The 25,753-nt window shown below is 49.9% G+C and carries 26 protein-coding genes and 1 pseudogene; 16 read left to right on the plus strand and 11 right to left on the minus strand.

Annotation, left to right across the window (positions count from 1 at the left end):
• Window positions 1-50: 50 nt before the first annotated feature.
• The gene (locus ACFQRK_RS21410) at window positions 51-383 is read right to left on the minus strand and encodes a YegP family protein (protein ID WP_379010264.1); all 333 of its coding nucleotides are present in this window, start codon (window positions 381-383) and stop codon (window positions 51-53) included.
• A 283-nt stretch (window positions 384-666) separates the two neighbouring features.
• Here ACFQRK_RS21410 and ACFQRK_RS21415 point away from each other — a divergent pair, with 283 nt between their 5' ends.
• The 5 genes from ACFQRK_RS21415 (at window position 667) to ACFQRK_RS21435 (ending at window position 5,372) form a co-directional block, all read left to right on the plus strand.
• On the plus strand, window positions 667-1,131 hold the full coding sequence (locus ACFQRK_RS21415) for an SRPBCC domain-containing protein (RefSeq protein ID WP_379010265.1): 465 nt from the start codon (window positions 667-669) through the stop codon (window positions 1,129-1,131).
• Window positions 1,132-1,136: 5 nt separating this feature from the next.
• Window positions 1,137-1,418, plus strand: coding sequence for an RNA polymerase alpha subunit C-terminal domain-containing protein (locus ACFQRK_RS21420; RefSeq protein WP_379010266.1), 282 nt, complete (start codon window positions 1,137-1,139; stop codon window positions 1,416-1,418).
• A 149-nt stretch (window positions 1,419-1,567) separates the two neighbouring features.
• Window positions 1,568-1,756, plus strand: a complete 189-nt coding sequence (locus ACFQRK_RS21425; protein WP_379010267.1) for a quinol oxidase subunit 4 — start codon at window positions 1,568-1,570, stop codon at window positions 1,754-1,756.
• Window positions 1,757-1,963: 207 nt separating this feature from the next.
• The gene (locus ACFQRK_RS21430; protein ID WP_379010269.1) at window positions 1,964-2,782 is read left to right on the plus strand and encodes a helix-turn-helix domain-containing protein; all 819 of its coding nucleotides are present in this window, start codon (window positions 1,964-1,966) and stop codon (window positions 2,780-2,782) included.
• A gap of 127 nt (window positions 2,783-2,909) precedes the next feature.
• Entirely contained in the window at window positions 2,910-5,372 is a 2,463-nt protein-coding gene (locus ACFQRK_RS21435) for a TonB-dependent receptor domain-containing protein (protein WP_379010270.1), read from the plus strand.
• A gap of 100 nt (window positions 5,373-5,472) precedes the next feature.
• Here ACFQRK_RS21435 and ACFQRK_RS21440 read toward each other — a convergent pair whose 3' ends face one another.
• From ACFQRK_RS21440 to ACFQRK_RS21450, 3 genes are all read right to left on the minus strand, one after another.
• Window positions 5,473-5,730: a hypothetical protein gene (locus ACFQRK_RS21440; protein ID WP_379010271.1), complete on the minus strand. Its 258-nt coding sequence runs from the start codon at window positions 5,728-5,730 to the stop codon at window positions 5,473-5,475.
• 156 nt (window positions 5,731-5,886) lie between these two features.
• Complete coding sequence (locus ACFQRK_RS21445) at window positions 5,887-6,306, minus strand: hypothetical protein (RefSeq protein WP_379010272.1); 420 nt, start codon at window positions 6,304-6,306, stop codon at window positions 5,887-5,889.
• 1 nt (window position 6,307) lies between these two features.
• Window positions 6,308-7,021 (minus strand): hypothetical protein, encoded by a 714-nt coding sequence (locus ACFQRK_RS21450; protein WP_379010273.1) that lies wholly within the window; start codon window positions 7,019-7,021, stop codon window positions 6,308-6,310.
• A gap of 383 nt (window positions 7,022-7,404) precedes the next feature.
• On the opposite strand from ACFQRK_RS21450, the gene ACFQRK_RS21455 reads away from it, so the two are divergent.
• On the plus strand, window positions 7,405-8,211 hold the full coding sequence (locus ACFQRK_RS21455; protein ID WP_379010274.1) for a DUF4382 domain-containing protein: 807 nt from the start codon (window positions 7,405-7,407) through the stop codon (window positions 8,209-8,211).
• Between the two features lie 345 nt (window positions 8,212-8,556).
• Here ACFQRK_RS21455 and ACFQRK_RS21460 read toward each other — a convergent pair whose 3' ends face one another.
• From ACFQRK_RS21460 to ACFQRK_RS21475, 4 genes are all read right to left on the minus strand, one after another.
• On the minus strand, window positions 8,557-9,666 hold the full coding sequence (locus ACFQRK_RS21460) for a hypothetical protein (protein ID WP_379010276.1): 1,110 nt from the start codon (window positions 9,664-9,666) through the stop codon (window positions 8,557-8,559).
• A gap of 371 nt (window positions 9,667-10,037) precedes the next feature.
• Complete coding sequence (locus ACFQRK_RS21465) at window positions 10,038-10,499, minus strand: glycerophosphodiester phosphodiesterase family protein (protein WP_379010295.1); 462 nt, start codon at window positions 10,497-10,499, stop codon at window positions 10,038-10,040.
• 69 nt (window positions 10,500-10,568) lie between these two features.
• Window positions 10,569-11,336: a LytR/AlgR family response regulator transcription factor gene (locus tag ACFQRK_RS21470; protein WP_379010277.1), complete on the minus strand. Its 768-nt coding sequence runs from the start codon at window positions 11,334-11,336 to the stop codon at window positions 10,569-10,571.
• Window positions 11,333-12,337, minus strand: a complete 1,005-nt coding sequence (locus ACFQRK_RS21475; RefSeq protein WP_379010278.1) for a sensor histidine kinase — start codon at window positions 12,335-12,337, stop codon at window positions 11,333-11,335. The genes ACFQRK_RS21470 and ACFQRK_RS21475 overlap by 4 nt, the downstream gene beginning before the upstream one ends.
• Window positions 12,338-12,694: 357 nt before the next feature.
• Here ACFQRK_RS21475 and ACFQRK_RS21480 point away from each other — a divergent pair, with 357 nt between their 5' ends.
• The 7 genes from ACFQRK_RS21480 (at window position 12,695) to ACFQRK_RS21510 (ending at window position 19,754) form a co-directional block, all read left to right on the plus strand.
• The gene (locus tag ACFQRK_RS21480; protein WP_379010280.1) at window positions 12,695-15,103 is read left to right on the plus strand and encodes a carboxypeptidase-like regulatory domain-containing protein; all 2,409 of its coding nucleotides are present in this window, start codon (window positions 12,695-12,697) and stop codon (window positions 15,101-15,103) included.
• Between the two features lie 7 nt (window positions 15,104-15,110).
• Window positions 15,111-15,920: a DUF4249 family protein gene (locus ACFQRK_RS21485; RefSeq protein WP_379010282.1), complete on the plus strand. Its 810-nt coding sequence runs from the start codon at window positions 15,111-15,113 to the stop codon at window positions 15,918-15,920.
• Window positions 15,921-16,020: 100 nt separating this feature from the next.
• Window positions 16,021-16,329: a hypothetical protein gene (locus tag ACFQRK_RS21490; protein WP_379010283.1), complete on the plus strand. Its 309-nt coding sequence runs from the start codon at window positions 16,021-16,023 to the stop codon at window positions 16,327-16,329.
• A gap of 7 nt (window positions 16,330-16,336) precedes the next feature.
• Complete coding sequence (locus ACFQRK_RS21495; RefSeq protein ID WP_379010285.1) at window positions 16,337-17,104, plus strand: sterol desaturase family protein; 768 nt, start codon at window positions 16,337-16,339, stop codon at window positions 17,102-17,104.
• The gene (locus tag ACFQRK_RS21500) at window positions 17,101-18,219 is read left to right on the plus strand and encodes an outer membrane beta-barrel protein (protein WP_379010286.1); all 1,119 of its coding nucleotides are present in this window, start codon (window positions 17,101-17,103) and stop codon (window positions 18,217-18,219) included. The genes ACFQRK_RS21495 and ACFQRK_RS21500 overlap by 4 nt, the downstream gene beginning before the upstream one ends.
• Before the next feature lie 198 nt (window positions 18,220-18,417).
• A complete protein-coding gene (locus ACFQRK_RS21505) occupies window positions 18,418-18,789 on the plus strand; it encodes a hypothetical protein (protein WP_379010288.1) in 372 nt (123 codons plus the stop codon).
• The gene (locus tag ACFQRK_RS21510; RefSeq protein ID WP_379010289.1) at window positions 18,786-19,754 is read left to right on the plus strand and encodes an alpha/beta hydrolase family esterase; all 969 of its coding nucleotides are present in this window, start codon (window positions 18,786-18,788) and stop codon (window positions 19,752-19,754) included. Before ACFQRK_RS21505 ends, ACFQRK_RS21510 begins: the two co-directional genes overlap by 4 nt.
• A 560-nt stretch (window positions 19,755-20,314) precedes the next feature.
• On the opposite strand, the gene ACFQRK_RS21515 is transcribed toward ACFQRK_RS21510, so the two are convergent.
• From ACFQRK_RS21515 to ACFQRK_RS21525, 3 genes are all read right to left on the minus strand, one after another.
• Window positions 20,315-20,431, minus strand: coding sequence for an SHOCT domain-containing protein (locus tag ACFQRK_RS21515; RefSeq protein ID WP_379010297.1), 117 nt, complete (start codon window positions 20,429-20,431; stop codon window positions 20,315-20,317).
• Window positions 20,386-20,637 (minus strand): hypothetical protein, encoded by a 252-nt coding sequence (locus ACFQRK_RS21520; protein WP_379010291.1) that lies wholly within the window; start codon window positions 20,635-20,637, stop codon window positions 20,386-20,388. Before ACFQRK_RS21520 ends, ACFQRK_RS21515 begins: the two co-directional genes overlap by 46 nt.
• 168 nt (window positions 20,638-20,805) lie before the next feature.
• Window positions 20,806-21,381 carry a ferritin-like domain-containing protein gene (locus ACFQRK_RS21525; RefSeq protein WP_188505337.1) on the minus strand — a complete coding sequence of 192 codons (576 nt, stop codon included), beginning with the start codon at window positions 21,379-21,381 and terminating at the stop codon, window positions 20,806-20,808.
• Between the two features lie 395 nt (window positions 21,382-21,776).
• Here ACFQRK_RS21525 and ACFQRK_RS21530 point away from each other — a divergent pair, with 395 nt between their 5' ends.
• The 3 genes and pseudogenes from ACFQRK_RS21530 to ACFQRK_RS21540 all read left to right on the plus strand — a co-directional run.
• Window positions 21,777-24,959 (plus strand): chemotaxis protein CheB, encoded by a 3,183-nt coding sequence (locus ACFQRK_RS21530; RefSeq protein WP_379010293.1) that lies wholly within the window; start codon window positions 21,777-21,779, stop codon window positions 24,957-24,959.
• A 3-nt stretch (window positions 24,960-24,962) separates the two neighbouring features.
• On the plus strand, window positions 24,963-25,325 hold the full coding sequence (locus tag ACFQRK_RS21535; protein ID WP_188505339.1) for a PleD family two-component system response regulator: 363 nt from the start codon (window positions 24,963-24,965) through the stop codon (window positions 25,323-25,325).
• Between the two features lie 208 nt (window positions 25,326-25,533).
• Window positions 25,534-25,753 (plus strand): annotated as a pseudogene (locus ACFQRK_RS21540) (hypothetical protein); the annotation flags it as partial.

Consider the following 25,753-nt stretch of genomic DNA (forward strand, 5'->3'; position numbering starts at 1 on the left):
AGCAAAAAAAGCGGATCGGAAGAAAGGTTTTCTTGCCAATCCGCTTGGTACTATGCCGTTTGGTCTTCGACAGTGGCGTCTGGCGCATTGCGTTTTACAGACTCGATCCCTTTATCGCGTCCAGCAGCTGACTCATACAATTCGCTGGTGCCGATCACTTGGCCGTTGCGGGCTTTCAAGTTGAACATGAACTTCCCACTTTTCGATTCTTTCCGTTCATAACGGTTGTCATCAGATGCATTATTACGCACCGATTCGATGCCATTAAGCGCAGATGTCTTTGCAGCGTATCCTTCGCTTGCCAGGATGACTTCCCCATTGCCGGCTTTTAGATTGAATTGAAATTCCCCATTCTTACGCGTTGAAATAACGAATTTTCCCATGATACTGATAATTGGTTTATTAAAAGAATTGAAAATTGAAGATGTTGTTTGAAGATGAAATTGAAAATTAAACGTTCTTTGAGATGCTAATTTATAAAACAGTCCTTTAAATCAAAATTAAATTATTGATTCATGGTTGTTTGGCCTATTGTTTGGAAACTACCTGGATTTCTTCTTTTGTCGTAAATACCCCTTCATATTGGCGCATCGTACCAATACGGGAATCACAGGATGGGTAGTATCTTTGTATTGTTAGTTTTTTAAACATTAAACGTAAACGGACATGGAAAGAATGCAATTCAATGTATCGATCAACGCGCCGGCGGCTACGGTGTATAACACGATGATTGGTAAAGAAACGTTCAAAGAGTGGACATCCGTATTTAACCCCAGTTCAGACTATGAAGGAGGTAATATGGAAGGAAATTGGGAGAAAGATTCAAAAGTTTTGTTTGTAGGTGTCGATAAACAAGGTAAACGAGAGGGGATGGTCGGTTACATACGGGAGAATGTACCCAATCAATTTGTTTCCATTGAATACGTTGGCATTTTGGATGGCGAGCACGAGATCATCGAAGGCCCGGTAGCTGAAGATTGGCAGGGATTCGAAAACTATACCTTTGAAAGTCATGGCGGTTCAACAACCGTGACGGTTGATATCGACGTAAACGATCAGATGATCGAATATTTCCGGAATACATATCCCAAGGCACTGGAAAAGCTTAAAGAAATCTGCGAACGCAACTGAACCGGATGAGGAAGATGAAAGTTTGTCCGAATGGACACACTTATTACAAAAGTACCGATTGCCCGACCTGTCCGACTTGCGAGGCGGAACGTAGGCCCTCGGAAGGATTCCTTTCCTTATTGAGCGCACCCGCAAGGCGTGCACTGACGAACGTGGGGATAACCGATCTCAGAAAACTATCTGCCTATAGCGAGAAAGAAATTCTGGCGCTGCACGGCATGGGAAAGGCGTCGATGCCCATTTTGAGGGATGCGCTAAGCAAAGAAGGCCTGGTGTTTAGAAGTTAGCTCGCCTTGAATTATCGACGGGGTATTAGTAATGCGTTGTAGGCAAAAATATACAACGTCAAATTGATGCATGATCGAATTAAGTAATTGGTATTTAGTGTTTTGTTGGTTTGGGCCGACTTTTTGCTTTTGTAGGTATGAGGTTTACGATGAAAAAATTACTAAGCATATTGTTACTCGGCCTGACGGTGTCTTGGCTGGGATCCTGCGCGGTGCATACCGCCGGAAGAAGCGGAAAAGTCCCCCCTGGGCAGGCCAAAAAAATTACCGGAAAGAAATCTGCACGTGATCATGCGCCCGGTCACCGGAAAAAGGAGCTTTTGTTTAACAAATTCTAGGATATGATAGAACCTGCATAGGTGGTTTTTTCCTCCTGGCAGCGTTGCTGGCGTGGGCTCCATCGCCTGGATGCCCACAGCAGGAATGGAACTACCGGCACGGATCTATTTATCACGAATCTATTATAAAGCGTCCCCGGATTCCAGGGACGTTTCTTTTTTTTTGCAGCCGGAAAATCGCATCTTTGTTATAGATGCCCGAAATCCATGCTTGAGATAAAGAACAAAATTGAAAGCCATCAACACCTCAAAATCGCTGAATTCCGCAAAGATATTCGTCGCACGGCTCCACACAAGCACCATAGTTACCTAGAGTTTATATTCCTTACCAGAGGGAGTGGTGTTCATTTCATCGACGAAGCTGCTTACCGTGTAAAACCTCCCGTGTTGTTCATTGTCCGCAAAGAGCAAGTGCATCATTGGGAATTGGAGGATGAGCCCGAAGGCTATGTGTTGATCATAAAAAAGCCGTATATCGACGATAGCCTGGACACCGCGCTCAAACACCTTGTCTCGAGCGTCCATGCTCACACATACCTACCTATTCGTTCGCCCAGCAACTTATCATCGATTTTTGAGTTACTATTGCTGGAATGGAGGGGGGAAGAGGCGAGGCCTTTCCAAAGTGAGGCGATGGAAGGTCTATTGAAGACCCTGTTGGCTAAGATCCTTCAACAGGTTCAGGCCCCACGCACGAAGCGCCTCGGATCGATGGACACCTTTCAGCGTTTTGAAGCGTTGCTTAGTGACACGGGAATGCTACGGAACCACGTTGCCTATTATGCAGAACGATTGAATACGACGCCTCAAAACTTGAATGCCATATGTCGCAGGACGACCGGGCAGTCCGCAACTGCGGTATTGGCCGGACATATACTTGGTGAAGCCAAGCGCCTGTTGCGCTATACCGACATGAATCTGGGGGAAATTGCGAGCCGGCTCGACTTTGGGGATAATTCGCATTTCATCAAATATTTCAAGCGGCATGTGGGAATCACTCCGAATGCCTTCCGTCAGCTCACCTGACGGAATTGTGGTTTGTACCATGTTATTTTCAAATTGACCGCAACCGAGCAAGATTATCCAGTACTTTTGTGCCGAGAAAAATGCGATTGAAACGTTGTTTTACATCGTTCGGTCGTAAATTCAGCAGATGATGAATAGCTTAACACGATCCCTAACTTATTTGTTCTATTTATCGGCGGTGATGCCTGCGTTGGCGCAAACGGGATCAATCGGCGGTATCGCATTTGATAAAACCACGCAACATTCCTTGGCGTTTGTCAGCGTTTCATTGCATCAAACTGGCGATTCCGTGCTGATCGATGGTCAGCTTTCGGACTCGACAGGAACGTTTCGTTTTGAAAGGTTGAAAGCGGGCAGTTATTTCGTTCGCCTTCAATTTCTAGGCTATCATTCGGTGAAGTCTCAATCGGTTAATCTGGCCGGTAATCGCCATATTGACCTGGGGCGGATTGCGATGGAAGTGAATCCGCAATTCCTGAATGAAGTAGCGGTTACCGGACAGTCGTTGCAAAGTATCAACCGGATTGATAAACAGATTTATAAAGCCGATCAGTTCCAAGCAGCGAAAGGGGGGACTGCCATTGATGTAATCCGCAACATGCCCGCCGTCTCTGTAGACGGACAGGGCCAGATTACGCTTCGGGGTGCCCAGGGATTCCTTGTGTTGATCAACGGTAAACCGGTCCAAGCAGACGCCGCCACGATCTTGAGCCAGCTGCCCGCCAATCAGATCGAGAATATCGAATTGATCACCGCTCCTTCCGCGAAGTACGATCCCGATGGGCGTGGCGGAATCATCAACGTGACGACTAAAAAAGGCGCTGACGATGGATTTGCGCTTACGGCCAACGTGCAAGGCGGTCTGCCGTCCATCGAAGATTACGGGAATCTGAAGTCCCAACAACGCTATGGGGCCGATGTAACGGTCAATTACCGGAAGGACAAGTGGGATGTGTCAGCCAGTGCAAACTACCTGCGCAATGACAACGCGGGCTTCCGCGATGGCGATGTTTATACCATCATCGGCGACCGGAAAACTTCTTTTCCCTCCCAGGGTGAGCGTAGCTTTGACAAATACAATTATGGGGGGCGTTTCAACGTGAGCTATACACCGAACACGCGCAACCAGCTTTCCGCAGGCTTCTTTGCGAGCCATAAATTCCAGGACCGGGTAGCCGATATATATTACGACAACACCACCACAGATAGGACTACTGGCGCTGTCATCGGCAGAAGTCGGTATTTCAATGCCAATCTCCAACGCAAGCAGGGCGACTTTATCCTCGGTAACCTGGAATACACCCATACGTTTTTGGATAGCTCCACACTGACTTTCTCCACATTGTATGAACGAGCGAATTTATATGGATCTACGTTGAACCGAAATATCGAAGCTTCGGATACGGTGCAAAACACGGTAAGTACCTACCGGAATCCACTGAATGGGTTTCGTGGTAAGCTTGACTTTGCCCTACCGATCGGATCTGGCGTATGGGAGAGCGGCTATCAATACCGGCGGGATGCCCAGGATGGCCGGTTTGTTTACGAGGTCCGGGAAGCCGACGACGCTGATTTTACGGTTGATCCAGCGTTCAGCGGTGATGTAGAAGCGGTGAACCAAATCCACTCTGTTTATACCCAATATTCGGGTAAAAGTAAAAAACTGGAATATATGGGCGGGTTGCGTTACGAGTACGCCAATCGGGATTTACAGGTTCGTTCGTTGAGCGAAGACGATTACCAGCTCAACTTGCATAACCTCTTTCCCTCGGCAAGTGTACTGTATACGATCGATGACCATTGGAAAGCTAAGGCGGGGGTAAGCCGACGGGTACAGCGGACCAGCAACTTCGAACTGAATCCCATTCCTGAACGAGAGCATTCGGAAACGCTGGAACAAGGAGACGCAAACTTGTTGCCCGAATTCATCTACCTAGCGGAACTGGGCATCATAAGGGATTTTAAGCAAGGCTCTTTTTTCACTACCGTCTATTTTCAGGATATTAAAAATCCCATCCAGCGTGTGAATAGCGTGTTTGCCGATACCATCCTGAACCGAGTCTACACAAATGCCGATCGGGCTACACGGCTTGGGATCGAACTCGGTGCGAATTACCGTCCGTTAAAATGGACGCAGCTTTACCTGGGAGCCAACGTATATCAAAGTACGACGCGCGGGATGATTCTCGATTATACTGAAGAACGGGAAAACCAGGCCTGGGTATATACGATAAACGGTAACGCCAACGTACAGTTAACCCGTCGGTTCAGTGTGCAGGGCAACGTGAATTTCCTCTCGGCGCGGCCGACTGTGCAGGGGAAAGATTCGAGATTCCTGTCGCCTAACCTCTCGCTGAAGCATACCTTTTTGGACGGTGCGCTTACCGCATTGGTGCAATGGCAGAATATCGGAATGGGTATTTTGCCGAGCAATGAACAACGGATTACAACCTGGGCACCTGATTTTTATACGACAACCAATTACATTTATGAAGTGGATGTGATTATGCTGAATCTGTCGTTCAACCTGAATAGGTTAACCCGCCAATTGAAACTGCCGGGGAGCGAGTTTGGAGAAAAGGAATTTTAATTTGAAATGCGGAAACCATTTGGGCTCCGCTACTCGAACATCCCGAAAATCAGCCATTTTTTGAGAGCGGAACGGCCGGTTTGAAAAATTATAACGAATTTTAAGCCACTTCTTTTTTAGTATGGTATCCATTTTCATTACAGATGATCATCCGCTGGTGTTGGAAGGGCTGAAAAATGTGCTTTCGGAAGCCGATGGCCTTCAGGTCAGCGGATGTTTTGCTAACGCGGCGGCGACGCTGGAAGCCATTGGGTCGGATCCCCCGGCGGTGCGATGCGATGTTGGCCGCATTGATTTGGCTTTTGGCATACAGCACCCGTGCATTGCGTGAGGTGTCGTGTTCGGTCAACTTTCGCACCTAATTATTGTAGCGGTCGGCTTCATCTGTCCGGTAATGGTCGTAGTGCCACGAACCTATATTCAAATAGGTCTTGGCCTTACTGAGCGGCCAGCCAATAATGTAGGCGGGGATTGTTTATAAACCTTTTTTGCATTATTGGGTGATGTGTCTTTTTTAAGTCTCCGATCGGTGAATTTGTATAGCGTATGTACTGGCGTATTGGGCAGCGGTGATGGTAAAGGGGACCGTCTCCGTGACGTAACCCGAACCGCTCACTTGTACGGTGAAGGTGACCGGCTTAGCTTCTGTTGGTCTGTGGAGCGGATGGATGCCCAAGATGAGTATACCTTTTTCAACATCAAATTGCTTGTAGCCGTTTAGGTTATAAATGTATTCGGCATCTTCACCACCGATAGTTACCGTAACGTCGCTGACTGGATTTTCCTGTTCATCGGTAATCCGTAGCAAGATGCCGTAGGCAAATGGGTCTGTGTTGACTTCCACTTCCACGTCTTTCAACGGATGTTCGCAGCCCTGAAGGATTGGTAATAAAGCGGCAGTCATTAGGACAATCAGGTATTGATGGATCTTCATATCAATATGCGTTAAAACTATAGGCAATACCCAGTTGCAGGTTAGGCAAATAACGATAGTTTTGGAGATTTCGCTCGATAATTGGCTGGTTGATCTCATTACCTTCGAGCATGGCGGTGCCTTTGACCGATACGCTTGGCTGCGAAAGTAGGTACCCGCCCAAGGCAATATTGAAGCCAAAATGCTCGTCGATCCGCATGTCGCTGAAACCAAGTCCCACGTAAGGAGCCAGTCCCTCTTTCCAATTAATAGTGGTATACATGGTGCCGATCTCTTCTGGTTGGAGTTCGATGTCACCATAACTTTGGGGATCACGCAATTGCGTGGTGAGCGTGCCCTCGGCTTTGAATAGGTAGCCCGCACCAAGCTGGATAGTCAAGTGGCGGAAGCCGTTTTCGGTGCCATGGAACGGAACCCACCCGAACATGAGGTGTGCATTATGCAACCTAGCTCTGGCAGTCGACTGCGTTAGGTAGTCGCCATAAGTGCCCACAATCTGCATATTGTACGGCATGAGTCCAGCACCTACCTCCAAACCGAATTGGATGCCCAGCGGTTGATACAACGTCAGCCCGATACCCGTCGTACCGATAACACCCCCCAAAGCGAGCTTATATGCGGGATTTTCACGGAAAGGGGGTGTTTGTTGCGCTTGAACCGACGAAAGCTTCAAAAGGGCAAACGCAAGAAAGATCGTTCTGCTTTTCAAAGACATGCTACGCAGGGGCAAATCACGTACCAAAGCCTAAATAGCGATCAAGAGGTTTTCGGAAATGTCTTGTAGTGAAAACTATACAACACTTTACTCGATTTTGTAAAGCGCTAAACTCGCATTTATCTGTGTAAACACACCCTTTTTGAGGGTTTCAATGTTTTAGGCAAGTTTTTTGAATAGAATGAACGGACTTACTATGAAAAATGGTTATTCGGGATTCTGGTACTTAACTAACAGTCCTTTGGTTGGATTTCTGCGGTACTGTCCACACCGTACCATCGAAAAAAACGGGGACTCTTTAGAATAGACTAAGAAAAAAACTGCATGTGGCCACGCATGCATCACAGAAAAAATGGCTTTGGTTTTAATAAATAATAATTGAAATGATGAGAAAGCAATTTGTATTGTCCGTATTGGCAGGGCTTTGCGCCGTCATGTTTTTTGGTGCATGTAGTAAGACCGGGACTCCCGGAGGAACGGCAAAAGTGGATCTCCGGTTAACTGATGCGCCCGGTCCGTTTGAGCACGTATACTTGGATATCCAAGGAATAGAATTCCACACAGATGAGTCTGGATGGCAGTCCGCTGATGTCCTACTTCCGGGCATTTACGACGTTCTTAAACTGCGGAACGGGGTAGACTCCCTGATCGCCAGCGCCACGCTTCCCACGGGGACACTCTCGCAAGTGCGGGTGATATTGGGCGACGAGAACTCGTTCGTCATCGATGGAGAGCAAATTCCATTTAAGGTTCCGTCCGGAAAACAGAGCGGGTTGAAGTTCAACGTACACCAGGAACTTCTTTCCGATGGTTCCTACACCGTGTGGACCGATTTTGATGTCGCAAAATCTATTGTGGAAACGGGTAATGGTGCTTACATCGTGAAACCGGTGATTCGGGTATTCACCGAGCTTACCAACGGCCGGATCGAGGGTGTAGTGGCACCGATGTCGCCCGATTACTCGGTAATCGTCACTGCAACCAGTGAAACGGATACCGCCACTGCTATTCCAAATGAAGACGGCTACTTCTTAATGTCCGGCCTGCCTGAAGGAAATTACACGGTGATCGCCGAACCTGATTCCACTTCCGGTTTGGCGGTAAGTACAGTGGCTGATGTGCCGGTTAAATTCGGTATTATCTCTGATCTCGGTACCTTAACGTTGGCTCCGGCAGTAGTTGAGGAATAGTTGTTAAACACAAAAACGAACCAAAGTGGTGAAGAGGCTGCAAAAAACAGCCTCTTTTTTTATTACCAATCGACGAACGTTTTACATTCGAAATTACCAGGGCGATCATTCTTGAAGGGAGCGTTTGAATTGGGCATGTCCAGATTTCGCCCCGCATTGGGGTTTATTTCCACAGTGGATGTGTCCTGCATACCTGTGCCAAGTTTACGTCGCTGGCGCCCGAAACAGCGAGCGATAAAAATACCGGCAAATAAGCGGAGAGATCGATAGACGAGAGAAATGCACACGACGCCTTTTTGGGGGCGTCGTGTGCAAATGTTAATATGCAAATGTTAAAGAATGGACTTAGTTTTTGCGGTAGTCAATTACGCGGTGAGCGAATTGCCTCTTACCCAAAGGGTTCTGATTGCGTCCGTAATACAGCTTTACCACAGCACCACCTTTTTGGTCGCCGAACTCGCTTATCAAGTTCGGATAATTTGCGGTCTCATTTTCTGCGTCTGTGATAGCTTTCGGCTGTTCCCAGTCAATTCCATCGCCACTTGCCGACATATAAATTACGTTATTCCAGCCCGCATATACCATCACCCACTTCTGCAGGTAGTCATTCCACTGAACGGAAGGATTGGCGCCGGAGCGTGCGGTCAAACCAGCGATTTCATGATCAACCCCGCCCGTATTTGATTCGCGGTCATAGCCGTCGTTCGAAAAACGTTCGCCATCCCATTTCTTCCACGTTCCGGGCGCTCCAGACGGATCCTTTGTAGCTGCCATGCAGATTTTGTAATCGCCGCCCTTTCCAGTTGTGTGAGCGGAATAATAGCAGATAAACTGCCCACTTTTTTCGTGATAAACTACGCATCCATCGCCCAATCCGCTCCAACGGGAGTTGGAGGGCTTTTCGTAATTGACGCTGAGAATCTTTTTTCCTTTACTCCATGTGCGTCCGTTGTCAGTGGAATAAGCGACGCCGATGCTCTTATAGGCGGTCAGTCCGCCCCAATTGCTTTCGGCATGGAAAAATCCGGCTAACCTTCCGTCTTTTAGCCGATGCACCCCGATGAACCATGCTCCGCCATCGGAAAAGCCGGCTATTTCATTGATTCCCTTTCCAAAAACACGATTTTCTGGCAACACTTGTTGGATATGATCCTCCGGAAAGGGGGTATTCCCTTCGGTCCGGATACTATACCTTTCTCCCCAGTAAAGCGTGAATTTACCAGAATTTCCGTTTTTCACGACGGATATCTTCCCATCTGGCCAATATCCCGCCATATCGATACCTTCCTGGTCAGTAATCACCGGTTTTGTGATTGAAAAATCGTCCCAAACCCCAACTTCAATCAAACTGTCGGGCTGCAGCCCCATTGAGGACAAATACTCCGTTTTACTGCAGGTAATAAAGAAAAAAGCACTTAGAAGGAGTACCATCACACGCGGGCTGTTTCGATTCATTCGAGTCATCATTTGTTTTAATTGTAAATCAATAATTCTGTTAAATAAAGTCCTAACCTTTCAGCAAGGCAAGTTTCACCTCGTCTTGCGTGGGGAGAAAGTAGTTGATGTTTGGCAAACAAAGGGTAATTAGAAAAGATCAGAAATCCGTAGCAAAGACGCCTCCACATCTACATCGCTGTTGCATAGCACAAGACGTGCCAAACTACGCCTTTATTCTGTCGGCTGCAACATGTGTTTGGCGGAAAAAGACATCCGCCAGCAGCCACGGCAATGAAACATGACTAACCATCGGACGATGGTGAATAGCCGGAATGTCATTTCGAAAGGGCCTTAATTTTCAAGTAACTTGCGTTTAAGTGTCTAAAGGTTTACTGTGGCGAAGGCATTGTTTCAGGCTGTGATTTATCACCCCTTAATTCGAACAGCCGTGGTATGGGATAATCAGTGATTACCCGGTTCACACCCAATTTCGCGATCCGTGAAAGCTCATTATAGTCATTGCAGTTGCCTATGATCAGCAAGATGTTCTTGGCTTTGCACTGCTCCACCAGTACCGGATCGATATATTCGGCGTTGGTTGAATAGTAGTCAGGCTTAAATCCAAGCCAAGCCAAATTATCATTCAGGCTTGTACCCGCCTTTGCCAGGAATGCAAGCTTTATCTGCGGGAAATTTTTTCTTAATACCTGAAGCGTCCGTGGGTCAAAAGATTGGATAATCACCCGTTCTCCGATGTTTTTTTCTTTTACTATTTGCATCATCAGGTCGACAAACTCTTCCGGCAGCGGATGATTAATGCCGTCTGTCTTAATGTTAAGCTTGGTTTCAATAAAGTATCGTGGTGCAGGTAAATTCTGCTTCTTCGCAAATGCCTCAACAGAATCAACGAGTTCGCTAAACTAAGAAGCCAGCCAGGTGAGCAGTTCTGAGGCTTTTACCTTGCTTACAATTATCCGTTCAGGCGTCTCGACGTTTAACTTGACGATGAGCCTTCGGTTGAAGAAGTGCTCGGCCATCAAGACGGCAGCACGGCTGATCATAAATTGCCGGTTGGCACGGAAAAAAAGGTAGGGATCCAGCATGGGCTGCAGTTCGTCCAGCACTTCTTGGATGAGGAAGGCTTCGCCTCGTCTGGTATAGGCCTGTACGATGCCTCCGGCTGAATGGACAAATACGATGTCTTTGACGGGTAGGGGAATGATCTTCTCGTTCTTGAAGACCAGCAGGCTGGACTTGTAGGCCGGGGGCAGGAGTTGTTTAAGAAGGCCCTCCAATCCTTGCGGAGCAGCGGGTGGTCCCGCACCCATCTGCTGCCGCATCTGCTCGTACTTGTGGAGGCTCCCGGCCAGTTTATCTTCATTGATGGGTTTTAGCAGGTAGTCGATGCCGTTGGCCTCAAAGGCCTGCATGGCGTAATGATCGAAAGCAGTACAGAAGATCACCGGACAGGGGGGGCGGACGGCGCGAAAGATCTCAAAGCTCAGCCCATCGGAAAGCTGGATATCCGAAAGGATGAGTTGTGGTGAGGGCTGGCTTTCGAGCCATTGGATACCGGCCTTTACCGATGGCACAATGCCGCTGACTTGCAGATCGTCGCCGAGCCGCTCTACCATTGCTTTCAGGGCCTTAGCCGTTTTGATTTCGTCTTCGATGATCAGGATATTCATAGCGGATCATTTAACAGGGGAACGGATACGGTGAATGTGTGGCCGGTCTTCAGCACATCGATGTCCCGACCGGCTAGCAGGCGGTAGCGTTCGCGCGTGTTGTCCAGGCCAGTGCCTAGGCTGTCTCCCTGTGAAGGCTTTGGACGCAGGGAGTTGGTGACTGTAAGCCGATCGGTGCCTGTAGCGCTGATTTGCAGGTGTAGCGGTGCTTCTGCATCTGCGACATTGTGTTTGACCGCGTTCTCGACGAGTACTTGCAAGGTCATGGGCGGTATTTTCATTTCCAGGTAATGCTCGGCAATGTCGATATCTACGAACAAGGCTTGTTCAAACCGTTCCTGGAGGATATACAGATAAGCACGGGCGAAGTCAAGCTCTGCCCGTAGTTCTACCAGATCGGCCATGCGGTTATTCAGCAGGTAACGGTATACGTCGGCAAGCCGGTGGATGAATTGGCGCGGTGCACGCTCATTGATCATGCTTTGCAGTGTGCCCAACGAGTTGAACAGGAAATGCGGGCTCACCTGTTCCTGCAGGAGGCTGAGTCGTGCTTGCAGGTTCTCTTTTTTCAGCCGTTCATTTTCCAGCCTCGACCGCTGGTTCACTTCCGCCATTCGCAGTAAATAAGCGATGTAATACAGAAACCCGCCCAGTACCACCCCCCGCATTAGGAGTAAGAAATATACGATGCGCATGCCACGCGGCAATGCTGCTACCCGTCCGCGGATTTTACCAATATCCTGAATGCCATAAAAAAGAAGTAACGAAATACACATGCATGCTGCAATAGCGATAGCCGCTTTCCACCCATGCCACCGTGGTTTATCTAACTGTATGACGCTTTGTACCACTAGCCAACTCACGAATACATTGGCAAAGGAGCCGGCAAAAGTAAACAATGAAGAAATTGCCTCCTCTCGGTAGCTTCGCAACACGTAGCCGAGGAGTGCAATAAACAGAGAAATAATAGATCCGGTGAGCGGATATAATCGTTGCATCATACAAAGGTACTGTTTTGGAGGGTAGGAGGGACCGTCCGTGGTAATCAAATGGACAAAAAGGCTGATGAACGGACGGCTGCGAGGCAGCTGAATATAGCCAAGAATTTCCAAAATCGGATTTTCTGCTTATGCGTTGGTTTTACGGGCAGGTGCTCGACAATATTCCGGATGCAAACCTATTGGGGAGGTATATAAGGACAGTTGTGGTTGTGCCGACGTACTTCGTGGGTGTCGGGTGAAAGAAACGTTTTAAGGCTCCGGAGTGGTTCTTCCAAGGCCTGTTTTGTCCTGTTCATTTGTTTTTTTACGTACGGATACAGCGGCAAGGGATAGCTTTGTTGAATCAAACTGGTTGATATGATGAAGTTAACTACGCTTATAGTATTAGGCTTATTATGGATGTGCGCCGGGAGGGCAACAGGCCAAGCGACAGCGCAACGCGTATCGGGCCGGGTCACGGACAGTGCCACTGGCGAGCCGCTGCCCGCCGTTACGGTATCGGTGGTCGGGACCCGCTTGAGTACGAGCAGCAATGCCGATGGGTACTTCGTGCTGGTGGGTGCTCCCTCTGGCGCGTTGACGCTGCGGTTTACCTGCATTGGGTACCGTGCTCACGAGCACGCTTTGCTCCCCGATGACGCTGTTGCTGATTGGGTAGTCCGGCTGGAGGCTGCTGCGGGAACGCTGGATGAGGTGACGGTAACCGGCGAATCGCCCGAACGGTTCAAGGCCAACGAGCAGGTGGGTATGATCCGCATGAACCCCAGGCTGATTGCGACGCTTCCATCACTGGGCGAGAAAGATGTCTTCCGTGCATTCCAGCTGATGCCGGGTGTGAGTGCGGGCAATGAGCAATCCGCAGGGCTGTATGTGCGGGGTGGCACGCCCGACCAGAATCTAGTGCTGTTCGATGGGTTTACGGTATATAATGTGGACCACCTGTTTGGTTTTTTCAGTGCCTTCAACGCCAATGCCATCAAGGATGTGCGGCTTTTCAAGGGTGGCTTTGATGCGCAATACGGCGGACGCCTGTCGGCCCTGATGGACATCACCGGCAAGGAAGGCAGCAAGACCGCTTTCAACGCGGGGATGGATGTAGGATTCCTGAGCGTGAACGGGTTCGTGGAAACGCCCATCGGTGAACACCTTTCGGTGCTTGCCACCTACCGGCGGAGTTTCGGCACTTCGTTCTATGACAAGCTGAAAGACCAGGCTACCGTGGATAACCAGCGTGGGCGCAGTGACGGGCGTCTGTCCGGTATTGCCGACCGTATCCGGGGGCAGGCCGACGTGCAGTCATGGTTTGACGACCTCAACACCAAGGTCACGTACCGCAGCGACGGCGGCGATGTCTTCAGCTGGAGCGTATACCACGGCCGGGACCATATGGACAACAGCATCCAGGCAGGCGGGGGGGGATGGCTTGGCCGCAGGTTTTCGTCGTTCCTGTCCAATACCACCGATGTGACGGGTTGGGGCAATACCGGCACCAGCCTGAAGTGGAGCAGGCAATGGACCCCTGCACTCTACAGCCATACGTTGGTAAGCTACTCCAATTATTTCAGCGAACGCAACAATACACTGCACAGCAGCATCACGGACACGCTTGGCGTTGAGCGGGAATTCCGCAGCGGCGCGATCGAGGATAACCAGCTGTACGACTACGCGGCGCGCTCGGACTGGGAATGGTCGGTGTCGGCCACCCAGCAACTGGGATTCGGGGTGCAGTACAGCTACCAGGACATCGGATACCGCTATGCGCGGAACGATACGCTCACGCTGATCGACCGCCAATCCCGGGGGCATACCCTGGCCACGTATTTCGAGGACGCGCTGAGCCTGGCCGACCATCGCCTCAAGTTGGTGCCGGGCATCCGGCTCACCTCGTTTTCCCCGACGGGGGACTGGTATATTGAGCCGCGTTTCCGCGGGGAATACGCAATCAGTGACCGCGTGAAGGTAAAGGCGTCCGCAGGGCAATACAACCAATTTGCCAAGCGGGTGGTGCGCGAAGATGTGCTGCGCGGAAGCCGGGATTTCTGGCTGCTTGCCGATGACGACCGTATCCCGGTGAGCCTGTCGCGCCAGTACTCGGCGGGGGTCAGTTGGGAGAATGAAGCGTTCCTCGTTGACGCAGAAACGTATGTGAAGGAGATGGAAGGACTATCTGAATATACCCTGCGCTTCCAGCCCCTGGGCGGAGGGGCGGACTATGCCGATTTCTTCTATGAGGGTACGGGGCTTGCCAGGGGGATTGACTTCCTGCTGCAGAAAAAGACCGGCCGCTATAATGGCTGGATCGGCTATACCCTGGCCGGGGTGACCAACCGGTTTGACGTATACGGCCCGGACGCCTTCCCGGCATCCAACGATATCCGCAACGAGTTCAAGATGGTGCACAACTATCGTTTGGGTAGATTTGATTTTTCGCTCTCGTGGTTTTACATGACGGGCAAACCCTATACCGCCCCAACAGGTGGTTATCAGGTGACCTTATTGGACAGGACCGTACAGACTTACCTGAACGTATCGGAAAAGAACGCGCTGAGGTTGCCGGCGTACCACCGGTTGGACGCCGCCGTGACGCTTAACATCGGCCGCCCCGGCAAATTTAACGGCACACTGGGGCTGTCGTTGTTCAACCTGTACAACCGCACCAATGTCTGGTACAAAAACTTCGATATCGTGGAAAACGAGATTGTGGAGACCGATGTGAATTACCTCGGTTTTACGCCCAACCTCACCGTAAGCATTAAACTGAAATAACCGCTACATGAGAACTTCAAGAACATACCGTTTGATGATCGCCGTGCTGCTCGGTTTGCCCGCGATCAATGCCTGCACCAAGGAAGAAAGCGTGCATCCCGAGCCCCTGCCCGTTGTAGAGGGGTACCTGGCGCCCGGACAACCAACGGTGGTGCGGGTGACCCGGGAAATCACCTACGGAAACGTGGACACCGCCGTGGCTTTGGCGAACCTGACGCTCCGGATCATCCATGGCGACCAGTCTTATCCCCTGGTGGAAACGGCTCCCGGCGAGTACACCTCGGACGACCTCCCGGTAATCCCGGGAGACAGCTACCGGCTTTCGTTTGAATACAACGGGCGGGAGATCACGGCCGCTACCACCGTGCCGCAATCGCCCGGTACGGTCACCGCCTCGGCCACGGATATCGTCGTGCCGCAATTCGGTTCGGGAAGCGGTGCGGAACTGCCGGATCCCATCCAGTATACCTGGCACAACCCCGAACAGGCCTACCACCTGCTGGTCGTGAAAAACGTGGAGTCCAACCCGCAGCCCATCACGTTCAACCTCGGCGATGACGTCTTCGAGAAACCGGAACCTGCCTTCCGGCTGCCACCGCACCGGGGCGACAGCCAACAGCTATCAATTGGCCGCTTCTCGTATTACGGCGAACATGCCGTCATTCTCTACCGCATCCAGCCGGAATACGCGGCACTGTATGAAAGTAATGGCAGTAATTCCACAGACCTGGTGGCACCTCCCACGAATGTGGAGGGTGGATTGGGCATCTTCACCGGGGTGCATGCCGCCGATACGCTATGGGTACAGGTATGGTAATGGACGGTTCATATCCGGATGTGGGCCTTTCATCTGAAAGTAGCATACTCCGTGGGGTTTGCCAGGTCAAACCAATAAATGCAAAAAAATGAATATCATCATGAAAAAGATTATCATCCCCCTGACGCTGGTACTGGGTGCCATCGTCTCCGAAGTGAATGCACAGGTTGTCGTTGTCCGCCGTCCGGTACGCCGGGTGGTCGTGGCGCCGCTCCCACCGGCAAGAGTGACCGTGGTAAGACCGTTACCCCGCGTGATAGTGGCACCAAGGCCCGTGGTGGTGGCTCCCGCACCTGTGGTGATTGCCCCGAGGCCTGTCGTCATCGCGCCGGCACCCGTAGTGGTACAGCCGACACCGCCATCGACCACGGTGGTCCGGAAAAAGACGGTGGTCTATAAAAAGTCCTGATAACGCCATGGAAGAGTCACCTTACAGGATAGGAGCGGCCGGAATGCTGCTCCTGCTGATCGTTGCCGAAATGGTCTGGAGCTGGCGGAACGATAAAAAGGTCTATCAGGTAAAGGAAACACTCACCAACCTGGGTATCATGGCCGGCTTCCAGCTCACCAAGGTACTGTTTACCGGATACCAACTGGTTATCCTCGGCTGGGCATACCGCTACCGATTGTTCGATTTCGAACCCTCGGTCGGGTTATTTGCGATCGGGTTTGTCGCGGCGGATTTCACCTACTATTGGTTCCACCGGGCATCGCACGCATGGAAGCCGCTGTGGGCGTTTCACCTGATCCATCATTCCAGCCCTTGGATGAACCTAACCACGTCATACCGGCTCAACTGGTTTTCGGCCATCGTTACCCCGTTCTTTTACCTGCCGATGGCGCTGTTGGGCTTCCCGCCGCTCCTGATCGCGCTGTCCGTGGGGCTCAACCTGCTTTACCAGTTTTTCATGCACACGGAGGCCGTAGGGAAGCTTGGGCCTTTAGAGGGGGTGATCGACACGCCTTCGGCTCACCGTGTGCACCATGGATCTAACCCCATCTACATCGACAGGAACTTCGGCGGTGTACTGATGGTGTGGGACCGGCTCTTCGGCACCTACCAGCCGGAAACCGAAAAGGTGCGCTATGGCATTACCAGCGGTTTCGTAAGCCATAATCCGTTCGTGCTGGTTTTCCATGGGTTTGTCGACCTGTTTAAAGGAAAAATGAAATACAAGGGATGAAAAGAGCATACCTGGAAGGGATATATAAATTACACTGGGGGTTCCTGAAAGCCATGGCGTTGCGGTACCTGCTGGATGAGGTATTGGCGGAGAAGGCGGTGGACCAATGTTTCCGGAAGTTTTTCAACGAACGCGCACGCCTGGAATTGCCGCCAAACTCCGGTAACGCTTCACAAGAGGCCGTACGGGCCGCTATCAAGCGTGTTGCACTGCCCATTTTTCTGGAATACATGAGGAAGAAGCCGCTGTGCAGTAGGCCGGTACACGGAAAGTCCAAAGCCGCTATTTCTGAATACCACGGGCTTTTGGCGCTGTTGTCGCCGCTGGAGCGGGCTGCCTTCAACCTGATAGCCGTTGACGGGCTGACGCATGGCGGGGCGGCCAGCCTACTGGGAATTTCCAGAACCGCATGCAAGGCATTGCATTGTGCGGCAAAGAAAAAGCTGCTGCAACCGGCATCGGGGAACAGGTATCTTGAGCCTTCACTATTGAAGTCGCTCGCTGCTGCGCTTGTGCTGCTGTTTGTCACCCTCACGACTGCTGCGCAGGCAGGGAGGCCATCGCTATTCAAACTGGGTACGAGTGTCAGCTTCTTCAGCGGTCACCATGGGGATCAGGGCGGTCCCAGGATTGGGTTTTCAGGGGGTATTGCCCCCACCATACCGTTATCGCTGCGGGTGTACCTCAGACCGGAGGTCGCCTTTTCGATGAAAGGTGGGCGGATCGACTACTCGACGGCGGATGTATTCAGCGGCAATGTCCGCTACCGGATCAACTACTTTGAGTTCCCGCTGGTGTTGGGGATCCATGCGAATCGCTGGCTGGGAGTGGAGTTGGGCGGATATGCCGCCTTGAAAACCGGTGGTAAATTTGATTTCCAGGGGACATTTGCTTATGGTTACGGTACATTTGACCGCGATGATCTGGACAGCTATGATTACGGCCCGGTGTTCGGCCTGGTGCTGCATAGCAGGCGGCTTCAGTTTGGTATCCACTACTATTATGGGCTGAATGCCATTGCGGCGAACGACCGGTCGCGTACGCTGTTGGGCAACGCGGCGAACCAAACTATCCAAGTGAGCATCCAACGGAAGCGGTTGCGTAGAAAACGCTAGCGGGATTTCAGCACTTCCGATGCGGGTAAGCAACCCTGTTGATCTGGAAACATAAAGCAGGTGAGGCTTCCGATAATGTTTTGCTACTTACTACGGATAGAGTTCCTACTCATCGGGCAATCTGTCCGCTTCATGATCATTTTGCATCACACATGTTCCAATTCTATTGAGCTTTGCATCAATAAATAATAATATGTCATGAAAAGGAATGTTTTAAAATGGGTGCTAATGTTGGCCGTATGCGGCCTGACCACCGGCGCATTCGCGCAATCGAAGCTCACCGATGAACAGAAAGAGGAACTGCTTGCCAAGATGGAGCAATACCGAGCCGAATTGAATCTTTCGGACGAACAGCAGGAAATGGTGAAATCAATCAATACCGCATACTTCGAAGGACTGGCCGGGCTCAAGGCATCGGAAGGTTCCAAGTTGTCGAAGTTCAAAAAGTACCGAACGCTCAGCGAAACACGCGACGAGCAAATGAAGCAGGTACTTGACAAGGATCAGTACAAGCGATACAAGGAGATGCAGAAAGAAATGAAGGGTGAACTGAAAAGCCGCCGGAAATGATGAAACCGAAGGGATACATCCGTTTGGCACTGTTGATAGTGTTGCCATTTCTTCCGTTTGGTGGATGTGCTGGCGAGGCACCCGATCCGGCATCCCGTTATCCATGGGGAAATTGGCTGGATTGGGAGCGCCTTGTTGACTGGGACACGTTGACAGTGGGCGGTCGTGCACGCACGTTCAACGTGCACCTGCCACCCCAGTATGGAGAAGGCGATAGCCTGCTCCCGCTGGTCATCGGGTTGCATGGGACGGGAGGCAGCGCGGTACAGTTTGCCCGTAACTACCATTTCTCGGAGAAAGCCGACGAAGCGGGATTCGTGGCGGTGTACCCCAATGGTGTCAGGAGCGATGGCCGTCTCGGCATACGGACGTGGAATGCCGGATCGTGCTGCGATTTTGCGATGCGCGAAAACGTGGACGATGTGGGGTTCATCAGCGCACTCATCGACCGATTGCTCAACGAATACCACATAGACACCAAACGCGTCTACGTGGCCGGGATGTCCAACGGCGGCATGCTCGCCTACCGATTGGCCGCGGAGATACCTGAAAAGATCGCGGCGATAGCGCCCGTGAGCTGCTCGATGGTGTTCGACCCACCGGCCGAACAGTCCCGCCCTGTCCCTATCATCCACCTGCACTCCGTATTGGATGAGATCATTCCCTATAGCGGCGGAACCAATTCGTTGGGCTATCATTTTCCGCCTGTTGATTCGGTACTAAACGTATGGGTAGCGCGTAACGGCTGCTTGCCCGCCCCACAGGTAACGGAGGGAGTGGGTTACACGGTGAAACAATGGGTAGATGAATCGGGTAGTCCGTTTGTGGTGCACTACCTCACCGAGGATGGTGGCCACTCCTGGCCGGGCGGCGAACAGGCACGACCCCAGGCTGCGCCGCCGTCGCAAGCCATCGATGCCAACGAATTGATGTGGGAGTTTTTTGAGCGATTACGCATTCCATGACGTAGATCCGAATTGATCAACCTTTATTGCCGTCTTGTCTCTGAATTTATCGGAAGCTGAGATGAGAATATGGCTAGGTGCGGTAATCCGCCCGCGTTCCCTGAGTATCCTGCAGCAACAGCACCAGGAAATCGTACCAAAATCAATAAGCTAGAGGAGAGATATATCGAAGAGGAAGTAGGGAGTGACCTATCCCAAAAATGCCATCAACGATATAACGATTAGCTACAGTGAAACAGATGAAAGTCGAACCCGATAATTAATTTGTTGTTTTTGTAGGTGCTTATTTTTAGCAAATTATAACAAAAGAAAAGAGGCGACTAACTTTGTTAATCGCCTCATTTTCGAAGTAGAGGCAAGTTTACAAATGTCGAACTTTTTGGAAGATTATGAAGCCATATTAAATGCAACGAATTTGATCGAATAATTAAATAAGCTGAATATCATATTTCAATCAACCCGCCTGTTTCACTCTCTCAAGTGGCGTCTGCTGCCCACATGCGGAATAAACACGCTTTCCAATACAGAATGATGCATAGGTTAAAGCTGTAGAAGACGAATTATCCTTCCAGGATTTTCCTCTTTTCCAGGTATTCTTCTTTGGTGATTTGGCCTGAGGCAAAGCGCTTTTTTATAAGATTAAGCGGTGTACCTTTCGTCGTTCTTTGGCCAGGGATATTGTTCTAATCTTTTCAATCAAGATGCTTCTTTTGTCGTCAAGTAATTGCAGGCCGATCAATAGTAACCTTTCCTTCAGTTGCTGAAGTTGTTCATCTGTGAGGTCCTGGCGAATCTCTACCACTCCCAAATCTACCAAAACATCGTGTAGGCCAAGCTTGCTTAGTGCCTCCCTGACCATCAGCCTGCACCTGTGGCTGACCATGTATTTGATATACAGTGCCACTAAGATAGGAGGATGAAACGTTGCATGGAAGCTATTTTATGATGCAAACAGGTGTTGGAACCTGTCACATGGGCGAACAAAAAAGAAGCTGCCCCGCCATTAACTGGGACAGCTTTTTCTACAATAAGCACTAGACCTGTCCGAATTTTATTCGCTTGCGGCCTGTTTGTTGACAAAGTTTTCAGCAATCGCTGTCAGTGCCATATCCGTTGCCTTCTCATTGTCCAAGGTGTCCTGCAACAACTGTTCCACGTCGGAATGCCCCATGACATGGGCAAAAGTCCGTAAACTTCCATAGGTTGCTATCTCGTAGTGCTCCACTTTCTGGGCAGCGATGATGAGTGCTGCATCACGTACAAGCGTACCCTTATCCGTGTCGTCAATGATACTCTCCGCCTCTTCCAGCAAACCCGCCATGGCCTCACATTTTTTAGCGGCCGCCCGTTCATCGAGCAGTCCAAATACCTGCTCCAATGCCGTGATATGGGTTTCTGTTTCGCCGGTATGCTTTTCAAATGCCGCTACCAGTTCCTTGCTCGTGGCCGCTTTCTTCATTTTGGGCAAGGCTTTCATCAGGTGCTTTTCGGCCCAGTAAATGTCTTTCAGTTCATCCACAAAAAACTTATGAAAATCAGAGTCTTCCATCCTGCCGGTCTTTCCTGTAGGTTTAGCTGATTTGGGAGCCGCCTTTGCGGTACCCGTTGTTTTTGCATTTGTTTGCATGTTCTTTTATTTTAATCATCTTTATTAATGATCGTACATAGTAAATAACTGTCGGCAACGCCATTTGTTTACCGCCCGTCGATATATATTTTCATCATCGTTGGCCTGATGCCACCAGCAGCAGATTACCCTAACAGACCAATCCATTCGTCCTTGGTTCCGAAATAAAATTTTGATTTCCAGTTAATTTACGCTATTTTTACACAAAAGGAGGCATAAGAAATAACAAAAAAGGTAACCATCTCCACACTTCCAGTTTGGTTATTCTTGAAAGTCATGCAAACAAAAGGCTCAGCTGTAGAACCGGCGGCCATGACTCACCTTGACAACGCAAACACGCCCCACTTTTGATTCACGAAATAGGTTGCGTTATTGCACCCTAATCACCAACGAATATGGCAACAACAATCCCCGATTACATCATTGCCATTGGCGCGTCCGCCGGTGGACTGGAGGAAATCAATACCTTCTTCGACCATACGCCCCTTGACGGGGTCGCGTATGTCATTGTCCAGCATTTGTCCGCAAACTTCAAAAGCCGCATGGTCGAATTACTGTCGAAGCACAGCAAGCTGGCCGTCATGGAAGCCGAAAACGGAATGATGGTAAAAACCAATGAGGTATACCTCATTCCCAACAACAAATTCATGACCATCCGCGGTGGGCGCTTGTATTTGGAGAGCAAAGAAGACATAGCCGGGCCGCACCTCACCATCGATATGTTCTTCGGCTCCCTCGGGGCGGATATTGGCCCCAGGGCAATCGGTGTCGTCCTGTCGGGGTTAGGTTCCGATGGCACCCAGGGCAGTATGGCCATCAAGAAATCTGGGGGGATGGTCCTCGCCCGCAATCCGGAAAACTCACAATTCAGCAGCATGCCTTCCAATGTAATTGCCACCGGGTTGGTCGATCAGGTACTGGATCCCGAAAAAATGCCGAAAGCCATCGAGCAATACGTAACACATCAGCTCAGCAAAAAAACAGACCATCAAGCAAATGAGAAATACCTCATCGACATCGCCGACCTAATCAAGGAACGCTCCTCGCTGGATTTTACCGATTACAAAAGGACCACACTCATGAGGCGTGCACTGAGGAGGGCCGCGCAAAACAACTTCGAGTCCCTGGAAAACTATGTGGAATTCCTGCGGAGAACACCGCAAGAGGTGGAAATCCTGGCCAAGGATTTCCTGATCAGCGTGACTTCGTTTTTCCGGAACATGGAGGCATTTGATTTCATCAAAAGCCGGATATTGCCCGATATCCTGAAAAGGCTTCGGGCGGGGGAACCGCTGAAAATGTGGGTGGCAGGTTGCGCCACCGGCGAGGAGGCTTATTCCCTGGCCGTATTGATCGCTGAGCAGGAAACATGGGATCCAGAGCGAAACCCCGTGAAAATTTTTGCCACGGACATTGACGAAGAGGCATTGCTGCGCGCCGGGAATGGCGAATATCCCCAGGATATCGAAAAAGATGTGTCCGCGGACCGGTTGGAAAAATTTTTTATAAAAAAAGACGACCATTACAGGGTCTCTCCAGCGATACGGAAGATGGTCATCTTCGCGAAGCACGATCTGAGCAAAAATCCACCCTACTGCAACATGGATTTCATCAGTTGCCGTAACCTCTTGATCTACATGAACCCATCCTTGCAGGAAAGGGTGTTCAACATGTTCCTATTTGGCCTTAAAATGCAGGGTTATCTATTTTTGGGCGCCAGCGAAACCCCCGTCCCCATCAGCGCTTCCTTAGAGGAGACACATAAAAAATGGCGGATATACAGAAACCTCAAGGCCCGGAAATCAGTATCCCTTGACATGCTTGTTTTGCCCGAAATGCCCGGGCAACAACGGACAAATGGTCTGGTCAGGGAAGAAAACCCCATCAATTCCAACCAAGGCCTGCTTGAGCTCATGCACCACGAATTGGCGTCCCAAATGGACTACCTCGTTGTCTGCCTCGATGACGAACATCGGGTGCTGAAATCCTATGGCGATTCGTCCAAATTCCTGCACCAGGAGAATTTCAACTCGGATATCCTCACGCTCATGCCAAAACCACTTGCATTGGCATTCGGCACGTTGCATGCACGTGTCATGCAAACCAACCAGCGAGCTTCCGTAGACGGCATCGTCATCCATCATGGGGATGCACCGACGACCGTGAGCCTGTCCATCAGTCCGCTTACCCGTATTCTAGACAAGCAACGGTTTGTGGTGGCTACGTTCTGTGAAGACCGATCCAATGTATCCTTCCCTGGTAAGCGTCCGGTATTTGATGAGAAAGCGTATTACGACCAATACCTGCTGGACCTTGAAGCGCAGCTGAAAGAAGCCAAAGAAAAGCTCAAAACCGTTTACGAGATGCTGGACACCTCCAATGAGAACCTGCAATCGTACAATGAAGAGCTGATTTCCGCTAACGAGGAAATGCAGAGCACCAATGAGGAGATGCAATCGGTAAATGAGGAACTCCATACCATCAATTCGGACTACGAGCTGAAAAACAGGGAATTGCTCGAACTCAATGATGACCTGAATAATTATTTTCGCAGCAACATTACTGGCCAGCTATTCGTAAACAGGGATTTATTGTTGATGAAATTTTCGCCCGGTGCCATCGACCAAATGAATTTACGTGAAACCGACATTGGCCGGCCACTCCACCATATTTCAAGTAACATCAAATTTGATACGATAATAAGTGATATCAACGCGGTGATTGCCAAGGGAAACGTGTTGACCAAGGAAGTCGAAAAAGCAGACGGCAAATGGTACCAAGTGATGACGATGCCGTATTTACAGGCACACAACCAGATTGCCGGGGCCATCGTTACATTCAACGACATCACCGAATTGAAAATACTGCAGCTGGAACTGGATGAAAGGAATGAGCGTCTGCAACGCATCAATGCAGACCTGGAAAACTTTGTGCATATCGCTTCGCATGACCTGTTGGGTCCGTTGGGAAATGTCGAATTGGGCATTACCATCATCAATCAGAAAGTCACCGATCCGGCATTGAACGAATACCTGCAGGTCATCAACCGATCCATACGGAAATTCAGCTCGCTTATCAAGGATATAGGTCACGTCGCTAAAATCGAAAGTGAACCCATCACCGCCGAACAGGTCGACCTGGAGGAAATCATCGATCATATCGAATGGAGCCTAGAAAACAAAATTAACCTATCAGGAGCGGTCATCCTGCGAGATTTTGAAGTCAGCCACTGCTTTCTCTCAAAAAACAACCTGAGGAGCGTGTTGTACAACCTGATTTCGAATGCGATTAAATTCAGAAGTGCGCAAGCCCCCATCATCCGGATCAATACACGTAAGGACGCCGAATACATGGTGTTGACAGTTTCTGACAACGGAATCGGGATAGCAAAGACGAATACCGAAAAAATCTTCGACGTCCACGGGAGAGTCAACCAGGAGATCGAAGGTAACGGCATTGGCCTCTACCTGACCAAACGGATCGTAACGGCGGCAAGAGGGAAAATCACGGTAGATAGCGAGCAGGGAAAAGGGAGCACATTTACATTATACCTGAAAACTGCGGATCAACAGGATTAAACCATGGGAAAGAAAATATTGATTGTGGATGACGATACTGAGCTACAATTTCTGCTCGCCCAAATCCTGGGGGATGCCGGTTATCAAACCTGTTGTCTCCGTAATGGCAAATCGGTTATTGAAACCATGGCTAAATTTTCCCCCGATCTGGTTTTACTTGATGTGAAGATAGGGAATATTGACGGCCGCACCCTGTGCAAGCGCATCAAGCAAACCGCTGGGATGGAAGTAATCCCGATTATACTGGTATCCGCAGTTGACAACCTTTATGCGTCATTGGACAAAGAGGGAGGTCCCGACGATATTATCCTGAAACCTTTTGATCTTGATGATTTCTTGAAAAGAGTCCGCGTTTTTTTAACGTGATATCTTAACAGAAATCGTTGCAGGATTTTGATATGAATATTGGGACGAAGTTAAAAACCACCCATGGTGCTTTCGCGGTATCTCCGCAACACAAGCCCTAACCAAAATGAAAATCCGGGCCGATTTAATTTTTTCTAAACAATACTTTTGCAAGCTTGTTTCCTTTAATGGGCAAATAATCCGATCTGCAAATTAAAATGTTGTTCAGATGAAGGCGGAAAAGCTACCCATTGTACGTTTCGCACCCAGAGGCGCAGATAGCTTCTACGAAGCTGTAACAGAGAAAGTCTCCGCCTATTTTGAAAAGAATCAGCTTTCACCTTATGCAAATACAACCATGTGGATAAAGACATACTTCATGTTACTGCTTTACGTGGTGCCCTATGTCCTGATGGTTACGGGCCAGGCAGCTGGTAATTATTGGCTGT

Origin of the sequence: Parapedobacter sp. GCM10030251 (assembly GCF_042666505.1) — a bacterium.
Lineage (GTDB): Bacteria > Bacteroidota > Bacteroidia > Sphingobacteriales > Sphingobacteriaceae > Parapedobacter.

Excerpts from the sequence above, each read along its gene's own strand:
- ACFQRK_RS21500 (WP_379010286.1), top strand. The coding sequence starts at position 17,101 with ATGAAAAGAGCATACCTGGAAGGGATATATAAATTACACTGGGGGTTC.
- ACFQRK_RS21455 (WP_379010274.1), top strand. The coding sequence starts at position 7,405 with ATGATGAGAAAGCAATTTGTATTGTCCGTATTGGCAGGGCTTTGCGCC.
- ACFQRK_RS21505 (WP_379010288.1), top strand. The coding sequence starts at position 18,418 with ATGAAAAGGAATGTTTTAAAATGGGTGCTAATGTTGGCCGTATGCGGC.
- ACFQRK_RS21490 (WP_379010283.1), top strand. The coding sequence starts at position 16,021 with ATGAAAAAGATTATCATCCCCCTGACGCTGGTACTGGGTGCCATCGTC.
- ACFQRK_RS21425 (WP_379010267.1), top strand. The coding sequence starts at position 1,568 with ATGAAAAAATTACTAAGCATATTGTTACTCGGCCTGACGGTGTCTTGG.
- ACFQRK_RS21410 (WP_379010264.1), bottom strand. The coding sequence starts at position 383 with ATGGGAAAATTCGTTATTTCAACGCGTAAGAATGGGGAATTTCAATTC.
- ACFQRK_RS21480 (WP_379010280.1), top strand. The coding sequence starts at position 12,695 with ATGATGAAGTTAACTACGCTTATAGTATTAGGCTTATTATGGATGTGC.
- ACFQRK_RS21445 (WP_379010272.1), bottom strand. The coding sequence starts at position 6,306 with ATGAAGATCCATCAATACCTGATTGTCCTAATGACTGCCGCTTTATTA.
- ACFQRK_RS21485 (WP_379010282.1), top strand. The coding sequence starts at position 15,111 with ATGAGAACTTCAAGAACATACCGTTTGATGATCGCCGTGCTGCTCGGT.
- ACFQRK_RS21460 (WP_379010276.1), bottom strand. The coding sequence starts at position 9,666 with ATGAATCGAAACAGCCCGCGTGTGATGGTACTCCTTCTAAGTGCTTTT.
- ACFQRK_RS21415 (WP_379010265.1), top strand. The coding sequence starts at position 667 with ATGGAAAGAATGCAATTCAATGTATCGATCAACGCGCCGGCGGCTACG.
- ACFQRK_RS21475 (WP_379010278.1), bottom strand. The coding sequence starts at position 12,337 with ATGATGCAACGATTATATCCGCTCACCGGATCTATTATTTCTCTGTTT.
- ACFQRK_RS21420 (WP_379010266.1), top strand. The coding sequence starts at position 1,137 with ATGAGGAAGATGAAAGTTTGTCCGAATGGACACACTTATTACAAAAGT.
- ACFQRK_RS21470 (WP_379010277.1), bottom strand. The coding sequence starts at position 11,336 with ATGAATATCCTGATCATCGAAGACGAAATCAAAACGGCTAAGGCCCTG.
- ACFQRK_RS21495 (WP_379010285.1), top strand. The coding sequence starts at position 16,337 with ATGGAAGAGTCACCTTACAGGATAGGAGCGGCCGGAATGCTGCTCCTG.
- ACFQRK_RS21520 (WP_379010291.1), bottom strand. The coding sequence starts at position 20,637 with ATGGTCAGCCACAGGTGCAGGCTGATGGTCAGGGAGGCACTAAGCAAG.
- ACFQRK_RS21430 (WP_379010269.1), top strand. The coding sequence starts at position 1,964 with ATGCTTGAGATAAAGAACAAAATTGAAAGCCATCAACACCTCAAAATC.
- ACFQRK_RS21530 (WP_379010293.1), top strand. The coding sequence starts at position 21,777 with ATGGCAACAACAATCCCCGATTACATCATTGCCATTGGCGCGTCCGCC.
- ACFQRK_RS21450 (WP_379010273.1), bottom strand. The coding sequence starts at position 7,021 with ATGTCTTTGAAAAGCAGAACGATCTTTCTTGCGTTTGCCCTTTTGAAG.
- ACFQRK_RS21535 (WP_188505339.1), top strand. The coding sequence starts at position 24,963 with ATGGGAAAGAAAATATTGATTGTGGATGACGATACTGAGCTACAATTT.
- ACFQRK_RS21525 (WP_188505337.1), bottom strand. The coding sequence starts at position 21,381 with ATGCAAACAAATGCAAAAACAACGGGTACCGCAAAGGCGGCTCCCAAA.
- ACFQRK_RS21435 (WP_379010270.1), top strand. The coding sequence starts at position 2,910 with ATGATGAATAGCTTAACACGATCCCTAACTTATTTGTTCTATTTATCG.
- ACFQRK_RS21510 (WP_379010289.1), top strand. The coding sequence starts at position 18,786 with ATGATGAAACCGAAGGGATACATCCGTTTGGCACTGTTGATAGTGTTG.